Origin of the sequence: Kitasatospora sp. NPDC006697 (assembly GCF_042869935.1) — a bacterium.
Taxonomy (GTDB): domain Bacteria; phylum Actinomycetota; class Actinomycetes; order Streptomycetales; family Streptomycetaceae; genus Kitasatospora.
The window spans coordinates 69,289-87,770 of the sequence record NZ_JBIAGU010000032.1 but is presented as its reverse complement, the minus strand read 5'-3'; the positions used below and the strand labels follow the sequence as shown (position 1 = coordinate 87,770).

The 18,482-nt window shown below is 71.5% G+C and carries 22 protein-coding genes and 1 pseudogene; 7 read left to right on the top strand and 16 right to left on the bottom strand.

Annotated elements, in window-relative coordinates:
* Positions 1-20: 20 nt before the first annotated feature.
* The 16 genes and pseudogenes from ACFYNO_RS33040 to ACFYNO_RS32965 form a co-directional block, all read right to left on the bottom strand.
* Entirely contained in the window at positions 21-2,147 is a 2,127-nt protein-coding gene (locus tag ACFYNO_RS33040) for a hypothetical protein (RefSeq protein WP_388021140.1), read from the bottom strand.
* Between the two features lie 22 nt (positions 2,148-2,169).
* Complete coding sequence (locus tag ACFYNO_RS33035; RefSeq protein ID WP_388021138.1) at positions 2,170-2,304, bottom strand: hypothetical protein; 135 nt, start codon at positions 2,302-2,304, stop codon at positions 2,170-2,172.
* An 85-nt stretch (positions 2,305-2,389) separates the two neighbouring features.
* Positions 2,390-2,758 (bottom strand): hypothetical protein, encoded by a 369-nt coding sequence (locus ACFYNO_RS33030; protein ID WP_388021136.1) that lies wholly within the window; start codon positions 2,756-2,758, stop codon positions 2,390-2,392.
* Positions 2,759-2,802: 44 nt separating this feature from the next.
* Entirely contained in the window at positions 2,803-3,954 is a 1,152-nt protein-coding gene (locus ACFYNO_RS33025) for a hypothetical protein (RefSeq protein WP_388021134.1), read from the bottom strand.
* A 16-nt stretch (positions 3,955-3,970) separates the two neighbouring features.
* Positions 3,971-4,516 (bottom strand): hypothetical protein, encoded by a 546-nt coding sequence (locus ACFYNO_RS33020; RefSeq protein WP_388021132.1) that lies wholly within the window; start codon positions 4,514-4,516, stop codon positions 3,971-3,973.
* A gap of 218 nt (positions 4,517-4,734) precedes the next feature.
* Entirely contained in the window at positions 4,735-5,097 is a 363-nt protein-coding gene (locus ACFYNO_RS33015; protein ID WP_388021130.1) for a hypothetical protein, read from the bottom strand.
* 27 nt (positions 5,098-5,124) lie between these two features.
* Positions 5,125-5,214, bottom strand: a pseudogene (locus ACFYNO_RS33010) (hypothetical protein); the annotation flags it as partial.
* A gap of 121 nt (positions 5,215-5,335) precedes the next feature.
* Positions 5,336-5,605, bottom strand: a complete 270-nt coding sequence (locus ACFYNO_RS33005) for a hypothetical protein (RefSeq protein ID WP_388021128.1) — start codon at positions 5,603-5,605, stop codon at positions 5,336-5,338.
* A gap of 127 nt (positions 5,606-5,732) precedes the next feature.
* On the bottom strand, positions 5,733-7,340 hold the full coding sequence (locus tag ACFYNO_RS33000; protein ID WP_388021126.1) for a hypothetical protein: 1,608 nt from the start codon (positions 7,338-7,340) through the stop codon (positions 5,733-5,735).
* A 114-nt stretch (positions 7,341-7,454) separates the two neighbouring features.
* The gene (locus tag ACFYNO_RS32995; protein ID WP_388021124.1) at positions 7,455-8,183 is read right to left on the bottom strand and encodes an NUDIX domain-containing protein; all 729 of its coding nucleotides are present in this window, start codon (positions 8,181-8,183) and stop codon (positions 7,455-7,457) included.
* A gap of 194 nt (positions 8,184-8,377) precedes the next feature.
* Positions 8,378-9,058, bottom strand: coding sequence for a hypothetical protein (locus ACFYNO_RS32990; RefSeq protein ID WP_388021122.1), 681 nt, complete (start codon positions 9,056-9,058; stop codon positions 8,378-8,380).
* Positions 9,059-9,157: 99 nt separating this feature from the next.
* Positions 9,158-9,448, bottom strand: coding sequence for a WhiB family transcriptional regulator (locus ACFYNO_RS32985; RefSeq protein ID WP_388021120.1), 291 nt, complete (start codon positions 9,446-9,448; stop codon positions 9,158-9,160).
* An 18-nt stretch (positions 9,449-9,466) separates the two neighbouring features.
* On the bottom strand, positions 9,467-9,709 hold the full coding sequence (locus tag ACFYNO_RS32980) for a hypothetical protein (RefSeq protein ID WP_388021118.1): 243 nt from the start codon (positions 9,707-9,709) through the stop codon (positions 9,467-9,469).
* An 87-nt stretch (positions 9,710-9,796) separates the two neighbouring features.
* A complete protein-coding gene (locus tag ACFYNO_RS32975; RefSeq protein WP_388021117.1) occupies positions 9,797-10,291 on the bottom strand; it encodes an ATP-binding protein in 495 nt (164 codons plus the stop codon).
* 262 nt (positions 10,292-10,553) lie between these two features.
* Positions 10,554-10,781, bottom strand: a complete 228-nt coding sequence (locus tag ACFYNO_RS32970; protein ID WP_388021115.1) for a hypothetical protein — start codon at positions 10,779-10,781, stop codon at positions 10,554-10,556.
* A gap of 102 nt (positions 10,782-10,883) precedes the next feature.
* Positions 10,884-11,465 (bottom strand): hypothetical protein, encoded by a 582-nt coding sequence (locus ACFYNO_RS32965; RefSeq protein WP_388021114.1) that lies wholly within the window; start codon positions 11,463-11,465, stop codon positions 10,884-10,886.
* 459 nt (positions 11,466-11,924) lie between these two features.
* Here ACFYNO_RS32965 and ACFYNO_RS32960 point away from each other — a divergent pair, with 459 nt between their 5' ends.
* The 7 genes from ACFYNO_RS32960 (at position 11,925) to ACFYNO_RS32930 (ending at position 18,421) form a co-directional block, all read left to right on the top strand.
* Positions 11,925-12,665, top strand: a complete 741-nt coding sequence (locus ACFYNO_RS32960) for a GntR family transcriptional regulator (RefSeq protein WP_388021112.1) — start codon at positions 11,925-11,927, stop codon at positions 12,663-12,665.
* Between the two features lie 173 nt (positions 12,666-12,838).
* Positions 12,839-13,624 carry a hypothetical protein gene (locus ACFYNO_RS32955; RefSeq protein ID WP_388021232.1) on the top strand — a complete coding sequence of 262 codons (786 nt, stop codon included), beginning with the start codon at positions 12,839-12,841 and terminating at the stop codon, positions 13,622-13,624.
* Positions 13,507-13,785 (top strand): HAD family hydrolase, encoded by a 279-nt coding sequence (locus ACFYNO_RS32950; RefSeq protein WP_388021230.1) that lies wholly within the window; start codon positions 13,507-13,509, stop codon positions 13,783-13,785. Before ACFYNO_RS32955 ends, ACFYNO_RS32950 begins: the two co-directional genes overlap by 118 nt.
* Positions 13,782-14,633, top strand: a complete 852-nt coding sequence (locus ACFYNO_RS32945; protein ID WP_388021110.1) for a DUF1932 domain-containing protein — start codon at positions 13,782-13,784, stop codon at positions 14,631-14,633. The genes ACFYNO_RS32950 and ACFYNO_RS32945 overlap by 4 nt, the downstream gene beginning before the upstream one ends.
* A 964-nt stretch (positions 14,634-15,597) precedes the next feature.
* Entirely contained in the window at positions 15,598-16,956 is a 1,359-nt protein-coding gene (locus ACFYNO_RS32940; protein ID WP_388021108.1) for a hypothetical protein, read from the top strand.
* Entirely contained in the window at positions 16,953-17,591 is a 639-nt protein-coding gene (locus tag ACFYNO_RS32935; protein ID WP_388021107.1) for a hypothetical protein, read from the top strand. The genes ACFYNO_RS32940 and ACFYNO_RS32935 overlap by 4 nt, the downstream gene beginning before the upstream one ends.
* Positions 17,588-18,421, top strand: coding sequence for a DciA family protein (locus ACFYNO_RS32930; RefSeq protein ID WP_388021105.1), 834 nt, complete (start codon positions 17,588-17,590; stop codon positions 18,419-18,421). Before ACFYNO_RS32935 ends, ACFYNO_RS32930 begins: the two co-directional genes overlap by 4 nt.
* Positions 18,422-18,482: the final 61 nt, after the last annotated feature.

Genomic DNA, 18,482 nt, shown 5'->3' with positions numbered 1-18,482 from the left:
CGGCGGGCAGGGTGGGCGGGTCAGGCGGCGGCCAGGGCGGTCAGGGAGCCCCAGGCGCCGTGGCCGAGGTCGATGACCTCGCCCTTCTCGGCGGCGCGCTTGAGGGTGGAGGAGACCGTGGACAGCGGCATCTTGAGCTGGGCGGCGATGATGCCGGTGGTGGCCTGCTCCTCGCGCTCGAGGAACGCGAGGATCGCCTTCTTCTTGTCACCGCGGGCCGGGGTGCTGCCGGTGGTGACCGTGGTGGTGACCAGCTGGTCGAAGGAGACGGCGGGGGCGGACAGCTTGTCGAAGGACACCTTCGCCGCAGCGACGGTGCCGGCGCCGCTGCCCTTCTTCTGCGGCTTGCCCTTCCCGGCCGGCTTGGCGTCGGCGGTCTCCTCCTGCGGCTCGTCGGTGACGCCCGGTACGGCCGGGAGCTCGCCGCGCCGGCGGGCCGCCAGGCGGTCGCGCCACTCGGTGTACAGCGGGCCGATCTCCTCGGCGGCCTCGGCGGAGACGACCGCCGGGGTGCCGCGCTTGGCCCACCGGGTGGCGATCCCCGACCGCTCGGGGGACCAGCCGCGGAACATCGCGGCCCGCTCCTCGACGCCCTTGAGGTAGCCCATGCCGGAGGTCGGCACCCCGGGCTCGTCGGGCCACACCGCCGGGATGTCGTTCGGGTCGGCCGGGAGGTTGATCACGTACCCGGCGGAACGCTCCGTCGTCCGGAAGGCGATGTTGTTGCCCGCGGTCAGCGGCTGGCGCAGCTTCGGCGTCCCCAGCGAGTCGAGGGTGGGCAGGTGGGTGACCAGGCGCAGCTTGATGCCGACCTTGCGGCCCAGGATCGCGATCCGCACCGCGTAGTCCAGGGCCTCGGGGTAGTTGCCCCACACGTCCTGCCACTCGTCGATCGTCACCGAGATCAGCGGCTCCTCCGGGGTGGGAGACCAGTCGGTGTCGCCGAACATCAGGTCGCCGTCCTCGTCGTACCAGACGGTCAACGCCGAGGCCTTGGAGCGGCGGGTGAGCTCGGCGTCGGCGGCGATCAGCATGCCCATGCACTCGTCCACGCCGGGCGCGAAGTAGGACAGGTAGTCCTGCCAGAACCCGAAGGACTTGCCTTCCTGCGGGTCCCCGCCCCAGGAGGTGACCAGGCCGGAGTGCCGCTCGATCGCGAACAGCGAGCGCAGCAGGGCGGACTTGCCGGAGCCAGTCGCACCCGAGATGTGGGTGTGGACCGCGCCCCAGCCGGGCCGCCACATCTGGTACTGGGCGGGGCCGCCGTCGATGTGCAGGCCGAGCCGGGCGATGCCGGTCTTCACGTCCAGCGCCTCGGGCCCGGGGAAGACCGGCACCTTCTTGAGCGGGTTCTTGTCGTAGACCAGCAGCTTGGCCTTGTCGGCCGCGCCGCCGGGCACGCCGTCGACCGCGATGGAGGAGATCGGCAGCCCGTAGGCGGAGGCGATCATCGTGGTGGCGGAGATCGCGGTCGCGGTGGTCTGCCGGCCGCCGTCCAGCTCGATCACCGCCTCCCAGGCGCCCTCGCCGGTGTCGACCGGATCGACCAGGGTCGAGCCGGGCAGCGCGCCGCGGCTGGCGCCGACCTTCTCCGCCCAGCGGGCGATCCGCTCCTCCTGGCCGAGCGGGGCAGTCTCGGTGGTGGCGCGGATCCGGCGCCGCCACCACCACGGGATCGCGGTGGCGGGGGTGAGCGCCAGCCACCACCAGCCCACCATCGGCGCCTCGAAGGGGCCGGTGTGCGTGATCGGCATCGCGGTCAGCAGCAGCCCGCAGGCCGTGGCGGCCGCCGAGGTGCGCACCAGCTCGGCGCGGCGCATCGGACGGTCCGGCGGGGTCGGCAGCGCCCGGTGGCGGTGCAGGAACTTCGTGCTGCGCCGGGTGTAGGGCTTCTTCGCCCGCCAGGCGCGGGCGGCGAAGACGGCGGCGGGCAGGGCGGCGTCGGCGGCGATGGCGCCGATGACGCCGTGCGGGGCGTTGGTCAGGGCCTGGCCGTAACCAGCGAGGACGAGGGAGGCGGCCAGCGGGGGCAGGTGGCGGCGGTTGCGGTGCAGGCGCCGCCAGGCGCCGCGCGCGAGCCGGCTTCTCAGCGGTGCGCCCTGCTCGGCGGTGGTGTCCGTCCCGGCCGGGGCGGGGGTGCGCTTCATGGTGTGCGGGTTCCTTCCGGGTTCAGTGGGCGAGCAGGATGACGAGCAGGACGATGACCGGCCCGAACATGCCGAGCAGGTAGATCAGGTCCATGGGGTTGCGGCGCATCGGCCTCTCCCTTTCGTGTTCGGCGGGTGCGGGTACCGGTTGCGGCACCTCGGCCGGGCACCAGGCCGCCCGCCCCACCTGGCTGGTGGAGCGGGCGGTGTGGTGCCCGACCGGGGTGTCACTCCTGCGGGCGCTACCGGTTGTAGGCCTCGCGGTTGGCGGCCGGGACCGGGGCGGAGGCAACCGCCTGGTCGATGGCACCGTGGCGGTGCTCGATGTCGCGTCCGGCGGTCAGCGCCATGGCGTTGAGCTCGATCGCGGTGTTGGCCGCTTCCACGACCTGGGCGGCCTGGGACACCAGCGCGTCCCCGACCAGCCGGAAGTCGTTCAGGGTGAGCGGGTCGAACCCGAGGGCGACGGTGACCTGGTAGTTGCGGTCCGCCTCGACCACCTTCGCGATGACGCGGGAGTGGCGGTCGCGGGCGGCCTGCTCCTCGACGGCGGTGGCCCGGGCCAGCGCGATCAGCAGTGCTCGGACCTGGCTGTAGGTGATCTCCGCCATGCGGATCCCCTTCCTGAAAAGTGCGGGTGAACGGGGCTGTGGACTCAGTCGCCGTAGGTGGTGGACTCGGCCATGTCGACCGGTGCGGCGTCCACGGCCTCCTGGATGGAGCCGTGGCGCGACCACACGTTGGAAGAGGCCGTGGACGCGTTCCGCTCGGCCAGCTCGGAGGCCTTCAGGTCCCCCTGCCGGCTCAGCCGCAGCTGGCCCAGCTGCTCGGCGATCGCAGCCAGCTGGCCCAGCGTCGCCGCGTCGTACTTCGCCGCGGCAGCAGCGGCGTAGGCCGCTTCGGCCTTGGCCTCCAGCTGGGTGAGCCGCTGGACCGCCGCGGAGGCGTCGTCGCGTTCCATCCGAGCCCAGCGCGCCATCTGGGCCAGGTACTTCATCAGCGACTCGACGCCGGTCACCTCGGTGACCAGCGCGGTGGCGGTGGGCAGGTTGGTCATGGTGCTCCTCGGTGCGGTGGCAGTAGCAGTCCCGCCACCACCAGCGGCGGCGGGGGCAGGAGGTGCCGCGGGCTGTTCCTGCGGGTCCTTGACGAGGCGCAGCCCGGGCCGGTGGGGTGTGGGGTCGTCCGTGCCCGGCCGTGCGTACTGCAGGTGGTCGGGCGGGGGTGCCCCGGGCCCCGGAGGCGCTGCCTGAGCGGCGGGCGGGGTGGGCGGTGCCGGCGAAGCCGGGGCCGGGGCGGGGGCGGGGGCGGGGGGCGGCGGGTCGGTGTGGACGTGGACGTGGACGGTGGCGTCGGCCTTCGCGTCGGCGTCGGCCGCCTCCTTCGTCTTCGCCTCGGCGATCGTCTCGGCGCTCGGGGCCTTGGGACCGGAGGTGTTGACGACCTCGTCCTCGACGATCTCCGCGTCGACGATCCCGTCCTCGTCCGGCTCCGGCTGCCCGGCCGCCTTGGCAGCCTTGGCCGCCTTCCGTTCGGCCTGGTCGGCCTTCACCTTCGCGCGGCGCTCGGTAATGGCCGTCTTGGTCTCCGGCCAGGCCTTGCGCCAGCCCTCCTTCGCGCCGGAGGTGAAGGTGTAGACGCGGGCGATCGAGTTGATCGCACCCTGGGCGATCTTCTTGCCCGTCTCGGTGCGGTCGATCGGCTTCGGCGGCTTGGGGGTCTTGGTGTGCTGGGCGGCGGTCTCGCGCCCGGCGGTGACCCCGCCGCCGAGCGCGTACGCGATCGCCATCATGATCAGCAGCTCCATGGAGGGTGCTCCTCTTTCACTGCATGCCGAAGGCGGAGGCCACCAGGTGGCCGACGAAACGGGCGATGACGCTGATCGCGGTGGCCGCGCCGTGGCCGACCTTGCCGGGGATCGCCGTCACGAAGAACGGCATGGTCGCGGCGAGCGCCAGGGTGCGCGGGGTGCACCGGTCGTCGCGGATGTCGATCAGCAGGACCACCGCCGCGCCCAGCGACACCAGCCAGCCCAGCCCGACGCCGACCCAGTCGGTCATCAGGCTCGCGGCCGTGTGGTTGGCCCAGGTGGTGGCCGTCGAGATCAGGTGGCCCAGGCCGGTGCCGGCCAGGCCCACCCCGCCGGCGGTGAACATCGCGATGTGCAGCCGGGGCATCTCCAGCTTCGCCAGCGCGCCGTTCAGCGCCCCGGACACCCCGCCGCCGGTACGGCCGGCGCCGCCGCGGTGGCGCCGGCCCATGCCGGCGGTGACGGTCTGCCCGCCGTTGGCGAGCACCTGCATCGCCGCGGACAGGGCCATGCTCGCGACGCCGACTCCGGCGCCGACAACAGCCTCGATGACAGCCATGATCGTCCCCTCCCAAGGGGGTGTTGTGGATCACCAAACAGGGCTCGTGGGCCGCCTGGTGACGGCCCGGAAGATCGGGTGCAGCCGCCGCTGGCGGCGACTTGCGGTTACGCATAGTGGGCGGGTACTCTCGCGCGCGCCCGTGCGCCCGCCTACGCGTTAGGGGCGGGCAGATACGCGTACGCGGATTCGCATCCATGCGTAATTCGCGATCTCAGCTACGGTGCGTGTTCCTCAGCAGCGGCCCAGAATCCGTGCGCGATGTGCGACGCCAAGCCGTCCTTCTGCAGCCGACGAAGGGCCGTCACAACCGTCGAGTGATGGGCGTTCAGCTGATCGACGACCATCGCCGTTGTGACTACTCCCCGATCTTCGAGGAGCGTCAGAATGCGGTCTGCGGTCGAGACCTTGGCGGCCGGCCGCTTCGGCGAGCGGGGCCACGGCATGCCAGCCGCTGCTGTCGTTCGGACTCGTGTCCCCAGGCTCATCCGCGGCTGGGTCCGCAGTTTCGCCTGCCGTCCAGGCCCGGCCGCCGCAGGGCCGCCGACCAGCGCCTGGACAGCCCCGGCGACGATGCCCACCGGGTCGCCGTCACCGAAGTCGAACCACTCGCCACGGACTCGAAAGCGCTCGAGCCGCCGGTGAATCCGCAGCTCAAGCGCCCTGTCGCCCTCGGCCGCCCACAGGACTTGCAGAGCGAACGGCGAGGCTCCTGCAGAGCCCTCAGACGCAGGGACAAGTCGTTGGTCGTGCCGATCTTCACCGGGCGGAACTGGTCCGACCCGATGACGTACACCACAGACTGCGGGCGCTCAGGGCTCACCACTTCTGACCTGCGAGTTTCGCCGAAATCTGACGCAGGACAGCGGTGATCTGCATCCACTCCCCGCCCTGCGCCGCCTCCGGCAGCCGATTGATCGTCAACCGCAGAATGTTCCACTCAGCCGCAGCGACGTCCTGCGGCCTCCCGGCCGCGGCCGCCTCGGACCGCAACCGCGCCACATGCGCCTCGACCCGAAGTTTCCGCTGCTCACTGCGCTTCTCGGTCCGCTTGCGCCGCCAGGCCGGCGGCTGGACGGTACCGCTCACCGCTCCCTCCCTCATCTCGATTCCAGCGGCCAGCGGCCGCTACGGTGGTGCTCGGCGCTTCGGCGCCTTCGCCGGTCACCAGGGCGCTTGCTTCGCCCTGGTGACCAGCGGAAGAGCCGACGGCCTGTCAGGCAGCTGCTTCGCCGCCGTCCTGGTCGCTGTTCTTCGTCTCGTCCGAGACCGGCATCTCGTCCTCCAGCGCGGAGGCGATGACCTCGTCCCCGAACTGCGAGTCGTCCGCGAGGCGCTTCTTCGCGTTCCGGATGCGGTCTCCGACCCACGTCTCGCCCTTGCCGTAGCGCTCGCCGATCGCGACGTTGTCGATCTGCGAGCCCTCCAACATCAGCCGCGCGACCTCGCGCTCGGCCTGCTCGCGCAGCTGCGAGCGCAGTTCGCGAGGGACCGTGCCGCCGTTTTGCGAGGCGATTTCCGAGGGGAAACGCGAGGCGCCGGTGCGGGAGGTGCGAGCGTTCTGCGAGGACAGCCGCTGCTGCCTCGCAGCGGCGCGCTCCTCCGCCTTGCGGCGCTTCTCCTCCGCCTCCGCGGCCTCCTTCTCCCGGCGCTCCTGCTCGGCCACCTGCTGCTGCCTGACCTGCTCTTCCGCCAGCAGGATCTTGGCCTGAGCCTCGCCCTCGGCCTTGATCCGCAGCACCTCGGCCTCCGCCTCGACCCGCTTGCGAGCCTCCTCGGTTTCCCGTGCGAGGCGCTCGCGCTCGGCCTCGATTTCCTGCTCGCGGCGAGCCTTGGCGTCCTCGTTTTCCTGAGCGAGCCGGGCCTGCTCGGCCTCGCGCTGAGCCCTCGCGTTCTCCAGCGCGGTCTGCTCGCGGAGTCGCTCGATTTCCGCATCGCGCTCCCGCTGAGCAGCCTCGGCTTCACGCTTGGCCCTCGCGTCCTCGATCGTGGCTTGCTCGCGAAGCCGCTCGATTTCCGCCTTCGAGGCGCGCTCGGCCTGCTCGGCCATCGCCGCGATCCGCTCGCGTTCCCGGCGCTCCTCGTACTCGCGGTCCTCGCGAAGCCTGCGCGCCTGGCGCTCGGCACGCTCGGCCTCGACGCGTTCGGCCTCGGCCTTCTCGCGCTCGGCCCGGGCTCGGTCCTCGCGCTCCTTCTTGGCCGCCTGCTCCTGGTCCTCGTAGGCCTGGATCACCTGGCGCAGCTCCGCCAGCCGCCGGGCCAGGTAGGCGCGGTAGCCGGAGGAGGCCTCGGCCAGGGTGATCAGCAGGAACGGGGCCACGGAGTGGAGCAGCAGGCCGCCGGCGTCCGGCTGCTGTGGCACCACGTGAAAAACGCCGTCCGGGAACAGGCTCGTCCAGGCGTTCATGGACCACGTGGACAGGCCGGCGAACCAGCGGAGCAGGAACGGCCAACCCTTGGCCCGCTCGCCGCCCTGCTCGGTGAGCACACCGTCCACGTAGAGCACGGTGATCAGCGCCAGGGAGGCCAGCGGGTCGAGCATCCAGGCGATCCAGCCCGGGATGTCGTGCGACATCGCGAACAGCGTGACGTTGACGCAGGTGAAGATGAGAGCGCCGCCGCCGATCGTCATCAGCGACCGGGTGATCAGCTCGCCGAGGCGCTCCAGCTTGGCCAGCGCCTCCTTGGCCGCCAGGTACTCCTGGCGGGTCACTACGTGGACCAGGCCGGCGGCGGGTGCCGGGGCCGGGCCGCCCGCGGGGGCGGGGTGGCGTGCGGCCGGCACCGGGTGGGTGCGGGCCGGGTTGTCGACGGTGATGGTCACCTCGTCTCCTCTCTGTACGGCGGCAACGCCGGGGTGCGTCGGGCACCGTCGAACGCCGCCGCCTCGCACCCGGTCGTGCTGGGCGGGGGTGGCGGCGAACGACGACAACCGGGGCTACTTCAGCTGGTTGAGGTAGTCGACCGCTCGCTGCAGCAGCGGGCGGTGGGCGGCGTACAGGGTGCGGCCGGCGGCGCCGATCGCGATGTCGAGCTGGTTGAGGGAGCCGAACGGCCACCAGCCCGCGCCGACCGCGTCGTCGGCGGCCACCGCCGTGACCTCGACGGGCAGCTGGAACAGCGCGCTGGTGCTGCTGACCCAGGCGTGGTCCGTCTGCCGCCAGTCGTCCACGATGTCGCGGCCGAGGATGATCGGGTGGTGGCCGGCCAGGTCGACTCCGGTCTCCTCGCGCAGCTCGCGGACCAGTGCCTGCGGGGCGGTCTCGCCCGGGTCGACCATGCCGCCAGGAATGGCTTCCACGCCGATGTCGCCGCGGGTGATCAGCAGCACGACGCGCGACCGGCCGTTGCCCGCGACCACGATCGGGTCGGCGGCGCTGTTCTCGCCCCACCGGCCGAGGTTCCGGCCGGTGGAGCCGGTGCGGCCGCGCGGGTGCAGCGGCCAGCCGCGGGCGTCCAGCTCGAACGGCACGAGCGCGCAGCGCCGGCGCTCGTCCCAGTCGTGGACGTCGGCCGGGGTGGCTGCGGCCTCGGCCCAGCCGGGCACGGCGGTGGCCAGAGCTGCTGGCTGCAGCTCGGCCGGGGTCACGTCCACCGGCTGGTACTGCGGCCAGTGCGTCGACCAACTGCGCAGTTCGGCGGGGACGGTCTGCGTGCTCTCATTCACGGGGTCTCTCCTGGTCTCGTGCCGGGTTGGGGGTGGTCAGCGGGTGGGAGCGGTCTGGACGACGGCGAGGGTGGGGTCCTCCCATATAGGGGAGAGGGGGCAGGTGCGCCGGGCACCGTCGAACGCCCCCGCGCCCCGCACCCGGTCGGTCCTGGGCAGGGCGCGGCGGCGAACGACAACTGGCCGACGGCTGGTCAGACGGAGCGGTCGCCGGTCAGGGCGGCGACCGTGCGCAGGTGCTCGCGCTGCGCCTCGATGGCCACCGTGACGTTGTGGGTGAGCGGCCCGCCGTCGTAGGGGTCGTAGTCGTCGATGTGGTCGACGGCCCAGGAGTCGGCCTCGATGCCGGCGCGCTTGTAGGCCACGCTGAAGCTGAGGTCGCTGTGGCGGTGCGCGTGGTGGATGCGGGCGATCTCAAAGCCCTTGCGGTCCCACGACTTGGCCGCGGCCAGCACCAGCTCCTGGGCGTCCACGAGCTTGGAGACGCAGGCACGCCAGTGGGTGTCCGGGGTAGCGCGCAGCTGCGAGAACAGGGTGTCCATCTCTTGGCGGGCCTGGACGTAGGTGGTCCAGCGGCTGGCGGTGCCGGTGTCGGCCGCGGCTCGCTTGAGGGCGCTGACGTACCGGGCGTCGCTCCACTGCGCGTGGGCGTCCGTGTACTCGCCGGCCAGGATCTCGCGGGCCTCGCGGGTGAGCGAGGCGTCCTGCCAGATGCCGGTGGGCGTCACCGGCTCCTCCTCGGTGCCGGTGAACGGCTTGAAGGTGAAGACGACGTTGTTGTACTCGGTCTTCGCCATGCCCTGGAAGTGCGGGTGGTGGCGGCCCTCGAGCTGCTGGGCGACCTTGTCGAAGTCGCTGAGGCTGATCACGAGCATGATGACCTCCGTGGTGGTGTACGGGTGCGTCGGGCACCGTCGAACGCCCCCGCGACCGGCGGTTCCGGGGCGGGGGCGAACGGCAGCAACCGCTGCTGGTCAGGCGGTGCGGGCGCGGTTGCGGGCGGCGCGGCGCTTCATCGCCCGCCGCTCGTCCTCGCTCATCCCGCCCCAGACGCCGGCGTCCTCACCGGTCGTCAGCGCCCAGGTGAGGCACTCCTCCATCACCGGGCACCGACGGCAGACCGATCGTGCTTCCTCGATCTGCAGCAGGGCCGGACCGGTGTTGCCGATCGGGAAGAACAGCTCCGGGTCCTCTTCGCGGCACGCCGCGCGCATCCGCCAGTCGGTCTCGGCGGCGGTCGTCGGCCTGGTCGTGGTCGTGGTCATGGTGCGGGCTCCTCTCGATCAGCTGATCCGGGCGGTGTGGGCGAGGTGGTGCAGCGCCGCGACGGTCTCCGGGTGAGCGGCCTCCGCCAGCAGGTGGCGCTGCTCCAGGAGCGCGCCGCCGGCCGCCGGCTTGGCGAGTGTGGTGTCGGCCCAGGCGGTCAGGGCGGCCTGACCGAGCCCGATCGCGAGCTGGTCGCTGCGGTGGCTGGTCTGCTCTCGCCCGGTGATCAACCCGGTGATGGTGGTGATGTCGTTCTGCATGCCGGCCTCCAAGCCGTGAAGCACGCTGTGGCGCCGCTACGCACCGGTACGAGGCCCGGGCGCAGCGGCGGGGAAGGAAGGTGGCCGTCAACGGGCCGCGGTGATGCGAGCGCGGATTCCCTTGCCGATCGGGGAAGGCTTGACGGTCCAGCCGGGGGCGAGGACGTCGAGGAGGACCAGGCCGCGGCCGGTCTCCGCCTCGTCGCTGTCGACGGCGGTGTCGGCGCGGCGGGGGCCGGCACCGACGAGCGGGTCGTGGACGGCAACGACCGCGTCGTGCTCGACGCGGTAGACCTCCACGACCAGCGGAGCGTGCTCACCGCAGGCGCGCACCGCGTTGCCGATCAGCTCGGACAGGACCAGCTGCGCGGACTCGGCGGTCTCCAGGTCGACGCCGTGGGCGACCAGGACGGTCAGCGCCAGGGCCCGCACAGTCTGCACGGTGTCCTGGTCGGCCGTCAGGTGCGCGGTGATCCCGCCGAAGCGGTGCACCAGGTACAGGCCGAGACGCGGGGCGGGCAGGATCGGCTCCTGCACGGTCAGGTCGGGCGCGGTGCCAGTGCCGAAGACGGTGGCGGCCATCACCGGCCACCTCCCGGGGCCCCGCGCAGCGCCTCGTCCATGTCGGGGTCGCTGTCGCCGGGCGCGGTGTTCAGCAGCGCGGGGCGTGCGATGATGTTGTGCAGCAAGGTCGTTGCCTCCAGTTCAGGCGACGTGGACGGCCCCAGGACTCGCATTCCTGGGGCCGTCGCTGTTGGCGGGGCACTGTTCCTGCCGTCCCCCCGCCGCCTCCGCACCGGTCCGGGGCGGAAGCGACGGGCAGCGTCGCAGGAGAAGCTGCTGTTCAGGCGTGGACCGGGGCCGGGGCGCCGGAGGCGTAGAGCATCGGCCGGCGGAACACCCAGCGCGGCCCGGACCGCAGCGGGCTGCGGGCCGCGACCAGCCGGTCCTCGGCGGGCGTACGGCGCTCGTCGCTGCGGAGCGGCTCGGCGCCGGCGTTCTTCTTCACCTTCGGGGTGCTGATCTCGATGAGCTGCTCAAGCAGCGCGCGGGGAACAATGGCGTAGCGCACGGGGATCTCCTGGGATGCGAAGCGGCGGCCCGGAGAGTTCCGGGCCGCCGCGGTTGGTGGTGAGGGTGATTCAGTTCTGGAAGCGGGCCCGGCCCAGTGGTGTCAGGCGACGGACGTCTGAGCGGTGCGCTTCTTGGCGAGCATCTGGGACTGCTCCTGGGTGTTGCGCTTCTCGGTCGGCACGCCGGCACCGCGGATCGGGCCGATGGCGCCCTTCAGCGGCTCCGCCCGGCGGTCGTTCGCGTCCTTGACGGCGGACTCCAGGTCCTTCCACTGCTGGGTGCGCTCCCTCGCCGTGAGCTCGACGGCGGGCCGGGGGGTGGCCATGAGGTGGACCGGGCCGGGCACGGCGGGCAGCGGCTTGAAGTGCTGGCGGGCCGCGCGGCGCGTCTGCGCCGGCAGCGCCTCCAGCTGCTGGCGCCGACGGCGGGCCAGCCACTGCTCCGGCGTGATGTCGATCCGGACCTGCCGGTTGCCGCCCGGGCAAGGTTCGCCGTTGCCGAGTCCGTGCTGGACCACCCTGCGGTCGGTCTTGCCGACGACGCGGTGCCAGCTGAGGCACTTCCGGCAGAGGATGGAGATCTGCAGGCCCGGCAGCATGTCGATGTCGGCCGGGTTGAGCTTGCTGAACTGGAGGGGCTCGCGGCCGTAAGTACGGCGAGAGCGGGTGCGGTAGATCGACATCGGGGTCCTCCCGGGGCAGGTCGAGGGGGAGAAGGGCGAGAGGCTGCTGCTCTCTCCGCCCGCCAGGACCGGCCCGATGTCGGATGGTCCTGGCGGACAGGCAGCGCAGCACGCTGCTCAAAGGTCGTTCGGTGTTGCTATGAGGTACAGCCGTCCGGCGCTTGGGGGAGCTAGAGCTCAACCCCTCGACCTCGCCACCGCCCGAAGGCGGCTGACAACCGCTGTTTTGCTCAGTGCCGGCATCCGACGCCCACGAGGGCACCGACTACCTGCGCAAACGTCGCAGTAAGTGATCTCTCGGTTTGGGAGAGTCACTGTCTTGCGACGAGACCAGTTGAGCATGTTGCTACGTAGCAGTCAAGCTTTGCTATGACGCAAGACGATTGGTAGCCTCGCTGCTCCAGAGCAATAAGCCCCTGCTGTATAGGGACCGTAAGATCGCCGGGAAGGAGGCTTCCAATGACGAGCAAGTACCAGCTGCTGGCAGACACCCTGCGAGCCGCGATCGCCACTGGTGAGTACGGTCCTGGTGCGCAGCTCCCCCCTGAGCGAGCACTTGCTTCTCAGTTCGGGGTCTCTCCGGGGGTCGTTCGCCAGGCACTCGGGCTACTCAGAGACGAGGGGCTGGTGGAGGCCCGCGCAACGGCTGGGATCTTCGTGCGCGAGCCGTTCGCCCCCATCCGCCGACACGGTATTCAGCGTCTCGCGCAGGACCGGTGGGGCTCTGGCGCGTCGATCTGGTCGACGGACGAGAGTCGTAGCCTTGTAGTCGACCAACTGATGGTTGAGGAACATGCCTCTCCCCCAGCCTCAGTTGCCACGGCCCTCGAGCTGGCGGGCAATGGTGATGCCTGCCTTCGGTCGCGCCGTTTCGTAGTGGCAGGCCGACCGGTACTGCTCTCTTGGTCCTATCTCCCTCAGAGCCTCGTGGCCGGATCCCAGATCACGCAGCCCGACACTGGTCCAGGTGGCACATACGCACGACTGACCGAGCTTGGCGCAATGCCTGTGCACTTCCGTGAGGAGCTGCGCTGCCGACCGCCGCAGCAGGAGGAAGCCGAGCGCCTCAGCCTCTCGAGGGGCGTGTGGGTCATTCAGATCGTGCGCACGGCCTGGGCCGAGAACCACCGGCCAGTCGAGGTGAACGTAATGGTCCTCGACAGTCAGGCCTACGTCCTCGACTACGAGTTCGACTCCTGACATCCCCATGCACCACGAGCTCACGTCCGACCTCCGAATCATGACTGACTGTGATGACCATCAAAGTCGGCCAGCCGTGAGTGGAGAATCACGTAGAGCTACAGCAGTTTCTCAATGCAGTTCAACGTCCAGCTACACACGGGTTTTGACGAGCCGCTCGTAGGCTCCGAGACATGACGATGAAGGCGGTGGGGGGCATGGCCAAGGAGCACCCGGGCTGGCAGCCGTACAAGCTGCGCGAGCAACGGGAGGCGCATGGGCTGACGCTGGATCAGGCGGGCGAGAAGCTGCGTACAGTCGCTGAGCAGGCGCGGTTGAGCGTGCCGGCGGGAAATCCGCAGACCATCTCGATGCACGAGCTCGGCGAGGCGTACCCGACTCCGCACTACAGGCGAGCGTACGCGTTGCTTTACGGGGCGACGGACGTGCAGCTCGGTTTCCGGAATCCGCTCCCGGGTGAGGAGCCGGCTTCGTTCGCGCTGACTCCGATGGACCACAAGCACAATGGCAGTCATGTCCTGGCGGTGGAGCGGGCGTTGATGCACCTGACGCCCGGTGACGGTGCTATCGACGCGATCGGGTTCCAGCAGCGGGTGATGGACGCGTGGAAGCGTCGGCATACGGGCGGCGATACGAACTCCACCACGCTCGTCCTTGTCGGCGGCTACGCCGGGACCGGGAAGACCGAGCTTGCGCGGTTCCTGTCGGAGCTCACGGGGTGGCCGCTGCTGGACAAGGACCCGTTGTCACGGGCGCTGGTGGAGGCGCTGTTGGTGGAGCTGGGTTCGGAGCCCAACGACCGGCAGTCGGAGCTGTACCGAACGAGGGTGCGGCCTCCGGCATCGCCGCCGTTGCCGACGCAGTCTGCATCTCCGAGGGCACCCGAAAGCCCGACCAGCGCATCTTCGAGGCCGCGGCCGTCGGCGTCGGCCGGCACCTCTCCCAGGGCGGGTGGATGATCGGCGACAACGCGGAGCTGGACGTCGTCGGCGGCCGCGAGGCCGGGCTGCGCACCGTCTGGATCTCCCACGGCCGGCCCTGGCCGGGCGGCCCGGCACCGGACTTCATCGCCCCCGGCATCCTGGACGCCCTGGAGCACGTACTCGGCGGTGCCCAGTGACGGGCCGTCAACCGGCTCTCGGCGTGCTGCACCCGGGCAACATGGGCGCTGCCGTCGCCGCCTGCGCCGCGTCGGCTGGCGCCGAGGTGCTGTGGTGCTCGGCCGGGCGCAGCGCGGCGACGATGCGGCGGGCCGAGCAGGCCGGGCTGCAGCCGGTTGCCGAGCTGGGCGAGCTGCTGGACCAGGCCGAGGTGGTGCTGAGCCTGTGTCCGCCTGCTGCGGCCGAGGACGTGGCCCGCGAGGTCGCCAGCCACCGGTTCCTCGGCGTCTTCGTCGAGGGCAACGCCATCAGCCCGGGGCGGGTACAGCGGATCGGCGAGCTGGTTGGTCGCAGCGCGTCGGCAGTGGTCGACGGCGCAGTGATCGGCTCGCCCCCAGTCGGCACGAAGCGCTGCAGGCTGTTCCTGTCCGGCCCGCCGGCCGCGACCGAGCTGATCAGCAGGCTGTTCGTCGGTACCGCGGTGTCGACGCCGGTCCTAGGCGCCAAGGTGGGTCAGGCGTCCGCGCTGAAGGTCTCCTACACCGCCTACCAGAAGGCCAGCCGGGTGCTCGCCGCGCTTTCTTACGGCTTGGCGCAGCATCACGGGGTCGACCAGGCGCTGCTGGACGTGGCCAGCAAGCGGCAGGGCAGTTACCTCGTCGAGACCGACTACATCCCCAAGACCGCATCGCGGGCGTGGAGGTGGGCGCCGGAGCTGGAGGAGGCCGCCGACACCCTGCGGGCAGCAGGCATGCCGGACGAACTGCTGCGCGCGACGGCCGCGACGCTCCGACGCTGGACGGATGCGAAGGACGACCGTGGGCTCTCGGTCGAGAATGCCCTCGAGATCCTGCGGGAGGCGGAGTGACCCCGTCCGTATCCCGCGTTCTGGTTCGCCGTCAACGTGTCGCTGCATCAGTTCGACACGGAGGGTGGGGACTCGAGTGCGCCGTGTGCCGAGGGAGTAGTCTGATCCCCGACAACGATCAATACATGGTTAACCCCCGCGAGGCGGCACTCCGGGGGCACGGCCGACGACCTAACTGGGCTGGTCTCGACATGCATCAGGGTACCCAATCCCACTCTCAGACACACAGGCGGCACCCCGCCGTGGAGGCGACTGCTTCTGAGTCGCTCCGGCGGGGTGCCGTCGTCGTTGTGTGCGGCCGTACCTCTCCCCCTGAGGGGGTTGTTGAGGTGACGTAGCCGACTGCGGGCGGCTCCTGACCGGTTCCACCCGGTCTACACCGCCCGGCCGCTTCCCGGTCCTGGTGTTCCACCACCAGTCCTACGCGGCCTTCACTTCACCGCTCTCCGAGCTTCCCAACTCGTTGAGCGAGGGCCCGACCTCCGGCTTCCAACCGGGTGGTCAGGCGAATTTCTTGGGTTTCGAGGCCCAGCACCCACGAAGGGCGCCTTTTTCGTGCCCACCTATCGCTAGGAGGCGTTGTCATTTTGCAGCACCGCTCTGCGGGCTGCCAGTCTCGCCGTATCCGTGGTGCCGTTGTCGGCTCCACTGGTTTCGGTGTCCCTGGCCCCGTGTTCAGTCGGCCCGAGGGCCGTTTTCCCGTTCCCTGCCTGGCCTCTCGCAACGGACCGGTTAGCGGACCGGTTGTCGGACGCCCGCCGCGCCGTCAGCCCTGCGTGACGCAGATCACTCTTTTGGATGAGGCTGTCGTGTCACACGGGTGGGGGTTCTCGGCCCCTGTATGTCGCGTGCGATCCGTCAACGTTCCTACCTCCGCCCCGCTCCCGCTGTCCTCCGCCGTCCCGGCGGTGGCGGCCGCGCCGTCGTGCCCGGGTGCTTCCGGCGTCCGATCGGGAGGTGTCCGGTGAGCGCGGCGGTCGCGGTGGTGCCGGGTCAGCGCCAGGAGCCGGCCGACGTCACCGCCGTGGTCCCGGCCCGGACGGCATGGGTGCCCCTGGAGCACCAGCTGGTGTCGGGGACGGCCGGACGCATCGCGCTGGACGGGTACTCGTGGATGCAGGCGGTCCACTGGGTGCACGGGGCCGGCCTGTACGTCCCGCCGCCGCGCCGCCCCCGGTTCTGCGAGACGACGCTCCGGCTGGCGGAGGTGCTGTCGAAGCTGACGCCGTGCCGGCCGTCGATCGCGTACCTGATGCGCGAGCTGAAGTGCAGCCGGCGGACCGTGCAGTACCACCGGGACATCCTCCAGGCGACCGGCCTGCTGGCCTGGCGCTTGGTGGGCACCCGGCTGCCGATGACGGCCGGTCAGAAGCGGGTCACCTGCCTGGCGTCCGAGTACGAGCGCCTGATCCCGGTCAGCTACGACCAGGCGCTGAGCATCCGGACCGCGGGCGAGGGCGTGCAGCGGCGGATGACCGGCATCTCGGAGGAGGGCCGGGGCCTGATCGCGGAGCTCGGGAAGAAGGCCGCGGCACGCCTTCGCCGTACCCGTCGCACCGTTCGTCACAGCCGTACCCGACAGCCCGTCAGCACCACCCGTTGCACCCCAATGCAGGTCGGTACCACTGACTGCCTTGGCTCTCCCTCCGTAGATGGTTCAAAAACTACGGGCGGGGCCCGTGTCGAGAAGTCCAGCACCAGGAGGAAGCGGGCGACCAAGCAGGCCGGAACGACCGGGCAGCGGCGGACCACCGTGCTCGGGCAGGTCGTCACGGCCGCGATGATGGTGGCCGGTGACCGGCTGGCCCGGGTCGCGTACCGGCGGGTTCCGTGGGTGCGGCAGGCCTCGCACGACCAGTTGCGGTGGGTGCTCAACGACGTCGCGGCCAGGGGCTGGGACGAGCAGCGCGCCATGACCTGGCTGGGCGAGATCGCAGCTCAGTACGGGTGTGCCGGGGTGCTGTGGCGCCCGGAGCGGCCGCACTCGCTGATCGCGCACGCCCTGCGCCAGGACGTCGAGCAGGAGCAGCACGACCAGGCGGTGGCCGAGCGGGCCGCCGTCCGGGTCGAGGACACCTCGGTGGCCGCCGTCCGCGAGCTGACTGGCGAGCTGGAGTTCATGGCCGACCTGTTCGGCGCGGCCGTTACCACCGCGCCCGCGACCAGGCAGGACCTGCAGCAGGCCGCCTACCTGCCCGCGGCCGCGCTCGCCCAGATGGAAGCCGCTGGCGACCAGGCCTTCGACCGCTTCGGCGCCGAGCTGGTCGCCCAGTACGCCCAGCTCGCCGCCAACCCCAACATTCAGCTGGGAGTGACCCGATGACCGACGAGCTGCGCGCCGCCCTCCAACGGGGCTTCCCGTGGTGGGGGATCGTCGCTCCCGCGCTGGCGCCCCGCACCGTGCCCGTCTACGACCGCGAGACTCGCGAGCTGGTGCTGCTGTGCAGCACCAGGGCCCACCTGACCATGGTCAAGCTGGTCGGCCGGTCCCTGCTCGCCAAGCTCGGCCGGCTCGAAGGAGCGCCCGACATCGCCGGCTTCCGAGCGAAGGTCGTCTCCGCCCGGGTCGTCGTCACCGGCCCGGCCGGCTGGGTCGATGAGCAGCTGGTCGAGGACGTGCTGCTGGAGACGTGGCACGACATCGTCCAGGACCGCGGCCCGCTCCACCAGCTGGCCGTGCGCCGCGTCGAGGCCGCCGGCGAGGTCGGCGACCTGGCCCGCCGCTGGGCTGAGGCCAACAGCCAGCCCACCGAACCGGTCTACCGCGACGGTCCGTGCGGCTGCCTCGACATCGGCGCCGACCACAGCCACCCGCCGCTCACCGACGAGGACCTGGCCGCCCGGCTCATCAAGGACGCCGACCTGGTCCTCGCCTTCATCGACCACCGGGCCCTGGACGCGCAGATCGCCGGCGCCGCCGAGCACGCTCGCATCCCGGTCAGGAGGTTCACCGCATGACCAGCACCACCCCGGAGCCCGGCGGCGCCGACCTGGCCCGCACCGCGCTGCGCGCCGCCCGCCGCACCGCCCGCCTCAACGGCAACGCCCCGCTGAAGAAGACCGTCCCGACCCGCCAGCAGATCGCCCGCGCCGGCCGGGCCGCCCGCGAGCCCTCCACCCTTGCCGCCGTCGTGCCCGCCATGGCCTCCGCCCAGGGCTGGGCGCTCGGCACCGCCCAGGGCACCATGCGCACCAACTGGGCCCAGCTCGTCGGCACCGAGGAAGCGCTCCATTGGTCCCCGGCCGGCTTCAACGCCGACACCCGCACCCTGCGCATCACCTGCGACTCCCCGGCCTGGGCCACCAAGCTGCGCCTGGAACAGCGCCAGCTCCTCGCCAAGCTCAACCACGCCCGCCCCGACACCGTCCGCGCCATCGACATCCGCGTCGGCGCGGCCGTCGTCCCCGCCCCGGCACCCGACGTCGAACCGACCCCGGCCCGGCAGCACACTGCCCCGGCAACCACTCCGAGCGCGCCCCCGCTCGCCGACAACGCCGTCTATCAGCAGCTCCGCCAGCAGATGCGCGACCAGGCCCAGGCCCGCCAGGCCGCGCTCGACGAACAGGCTGCCGCGAAGGAGGAGATCCTGCGCCAGCACTACAACCGCCTGCGCGAACCCGAGGCAGCTCACCGCCCCTGCGTCCAAGATGAGGAGGCCCTGGCCGAAGTCGCCCGCGCCCGCGAAGCCCTTGCCCGCCACCACGCCGCCCTCGCTGTCACCCGCGGCCACGCCGTCCCATTGCGGATCAACCGTGCTCAGCCGGCCACCCTCTCCGGTGCCGCGTGACCAGGACCGCTCCGCCCCCGCCCCCGCCCGCCGACCGCTACCGTCGACCCTGCCGTCCGTC

Bases quoted from the DNA above. Each gene is read 5' to 3' on its own strand.
- ACFYNO_RS33040 (WP_388021140.1), bottom strand. From the start codon at position 2,147: ATGAAGCGCACCCCCGCCCCGGCCGGGACGGACACCACCGCCGAGCAG.
- ACFYNO_RS33030 (WP_388021136.1), bottom strand. From the start codon at position 2,758: ATGGCGGAGATCACCTACAGCCAGGTCCGAGCACTGCTGATCGCGCTG.
- ACFYNO_RS33025 (WP_388021134.1), bottom strand. From the start codon at position 3,954: ATGGAGCTGCTGATCATGATGGCGATCGCGTACGCGCTCGGCGGCGGG.
- ACFYNO_RS33020 (WP_388021132.1), bottom strand. From the start codon at position 4,516: ATGGCTGTCATCGAGGCTGTTGTCGGCGCCGGAGTCGGCGTCGCGAGC.
- ACFYNO_RS32990 (WP_388021122.1), bottom strand. From the start codon at position 9,058: ATGCTCGTGATCAGCCTCAGCGACTTCGACAAGGTCGCCCAGCAGCTC.
- ACFYNO_RS32985 (WP_388021120.1), bottom strand. From the start codon at position 9,448: ATGACCACGACCACGACCAGGCCGACGACCGCCGCCGAGACCGACTGG.
- ACFYNO_RS32980 (WP_388021118.1), bottom strand. From the start codon at position 9,709: ATGCAGAACGACATCACCACCATCACCGGGTTGATCACCGGGCGAGAG.
- ACFYNO_RS32975 (WP_388021117.1), bottom strand. From the start codon at position 10,291: ATGGCCGCCACCGTCTTCGGCACTGGCACCGCGCCCGACCTGACCGTG.
- ACFYNO_RS32965 (WP_388021114.1), bottom strand. From the start codon at position 11,465: ATGTCGATCTACCGCACCCGCTCTCGCCGTACTTACGGCCGCGAGCCC.
- ACFYNO_RS32960 (WP_388021112.1), top strand. From the start codon at position 11,925: ATGACGAGCAAGTACCAGCTGCTGGCAGACACCCTGCGAGCCGCGATC.
- ACFYNO_RS32955 (WP_388021232.1), top strand. From the start codon at position 12,839: ATGACGATGAAGGCGGTGGGGGGCATGGCCAAGGAGCACCCGGGCTGG.
- ACFYNO_RS32935 (WP_388021107.1), top strand. From the start codon at position 16,953: ATGACCGACGAGCTGCGCGCCGCCCTCCAACGGGGCTTCCCGTGGTGG.
- ACFYNO_RS32930 (WP_388021105.1), top strand. From the start codon at position 17,588: ATGACCAGCACCACCCCGGAGCCCGGCGGCGCCGACCTGGCCCGCACC.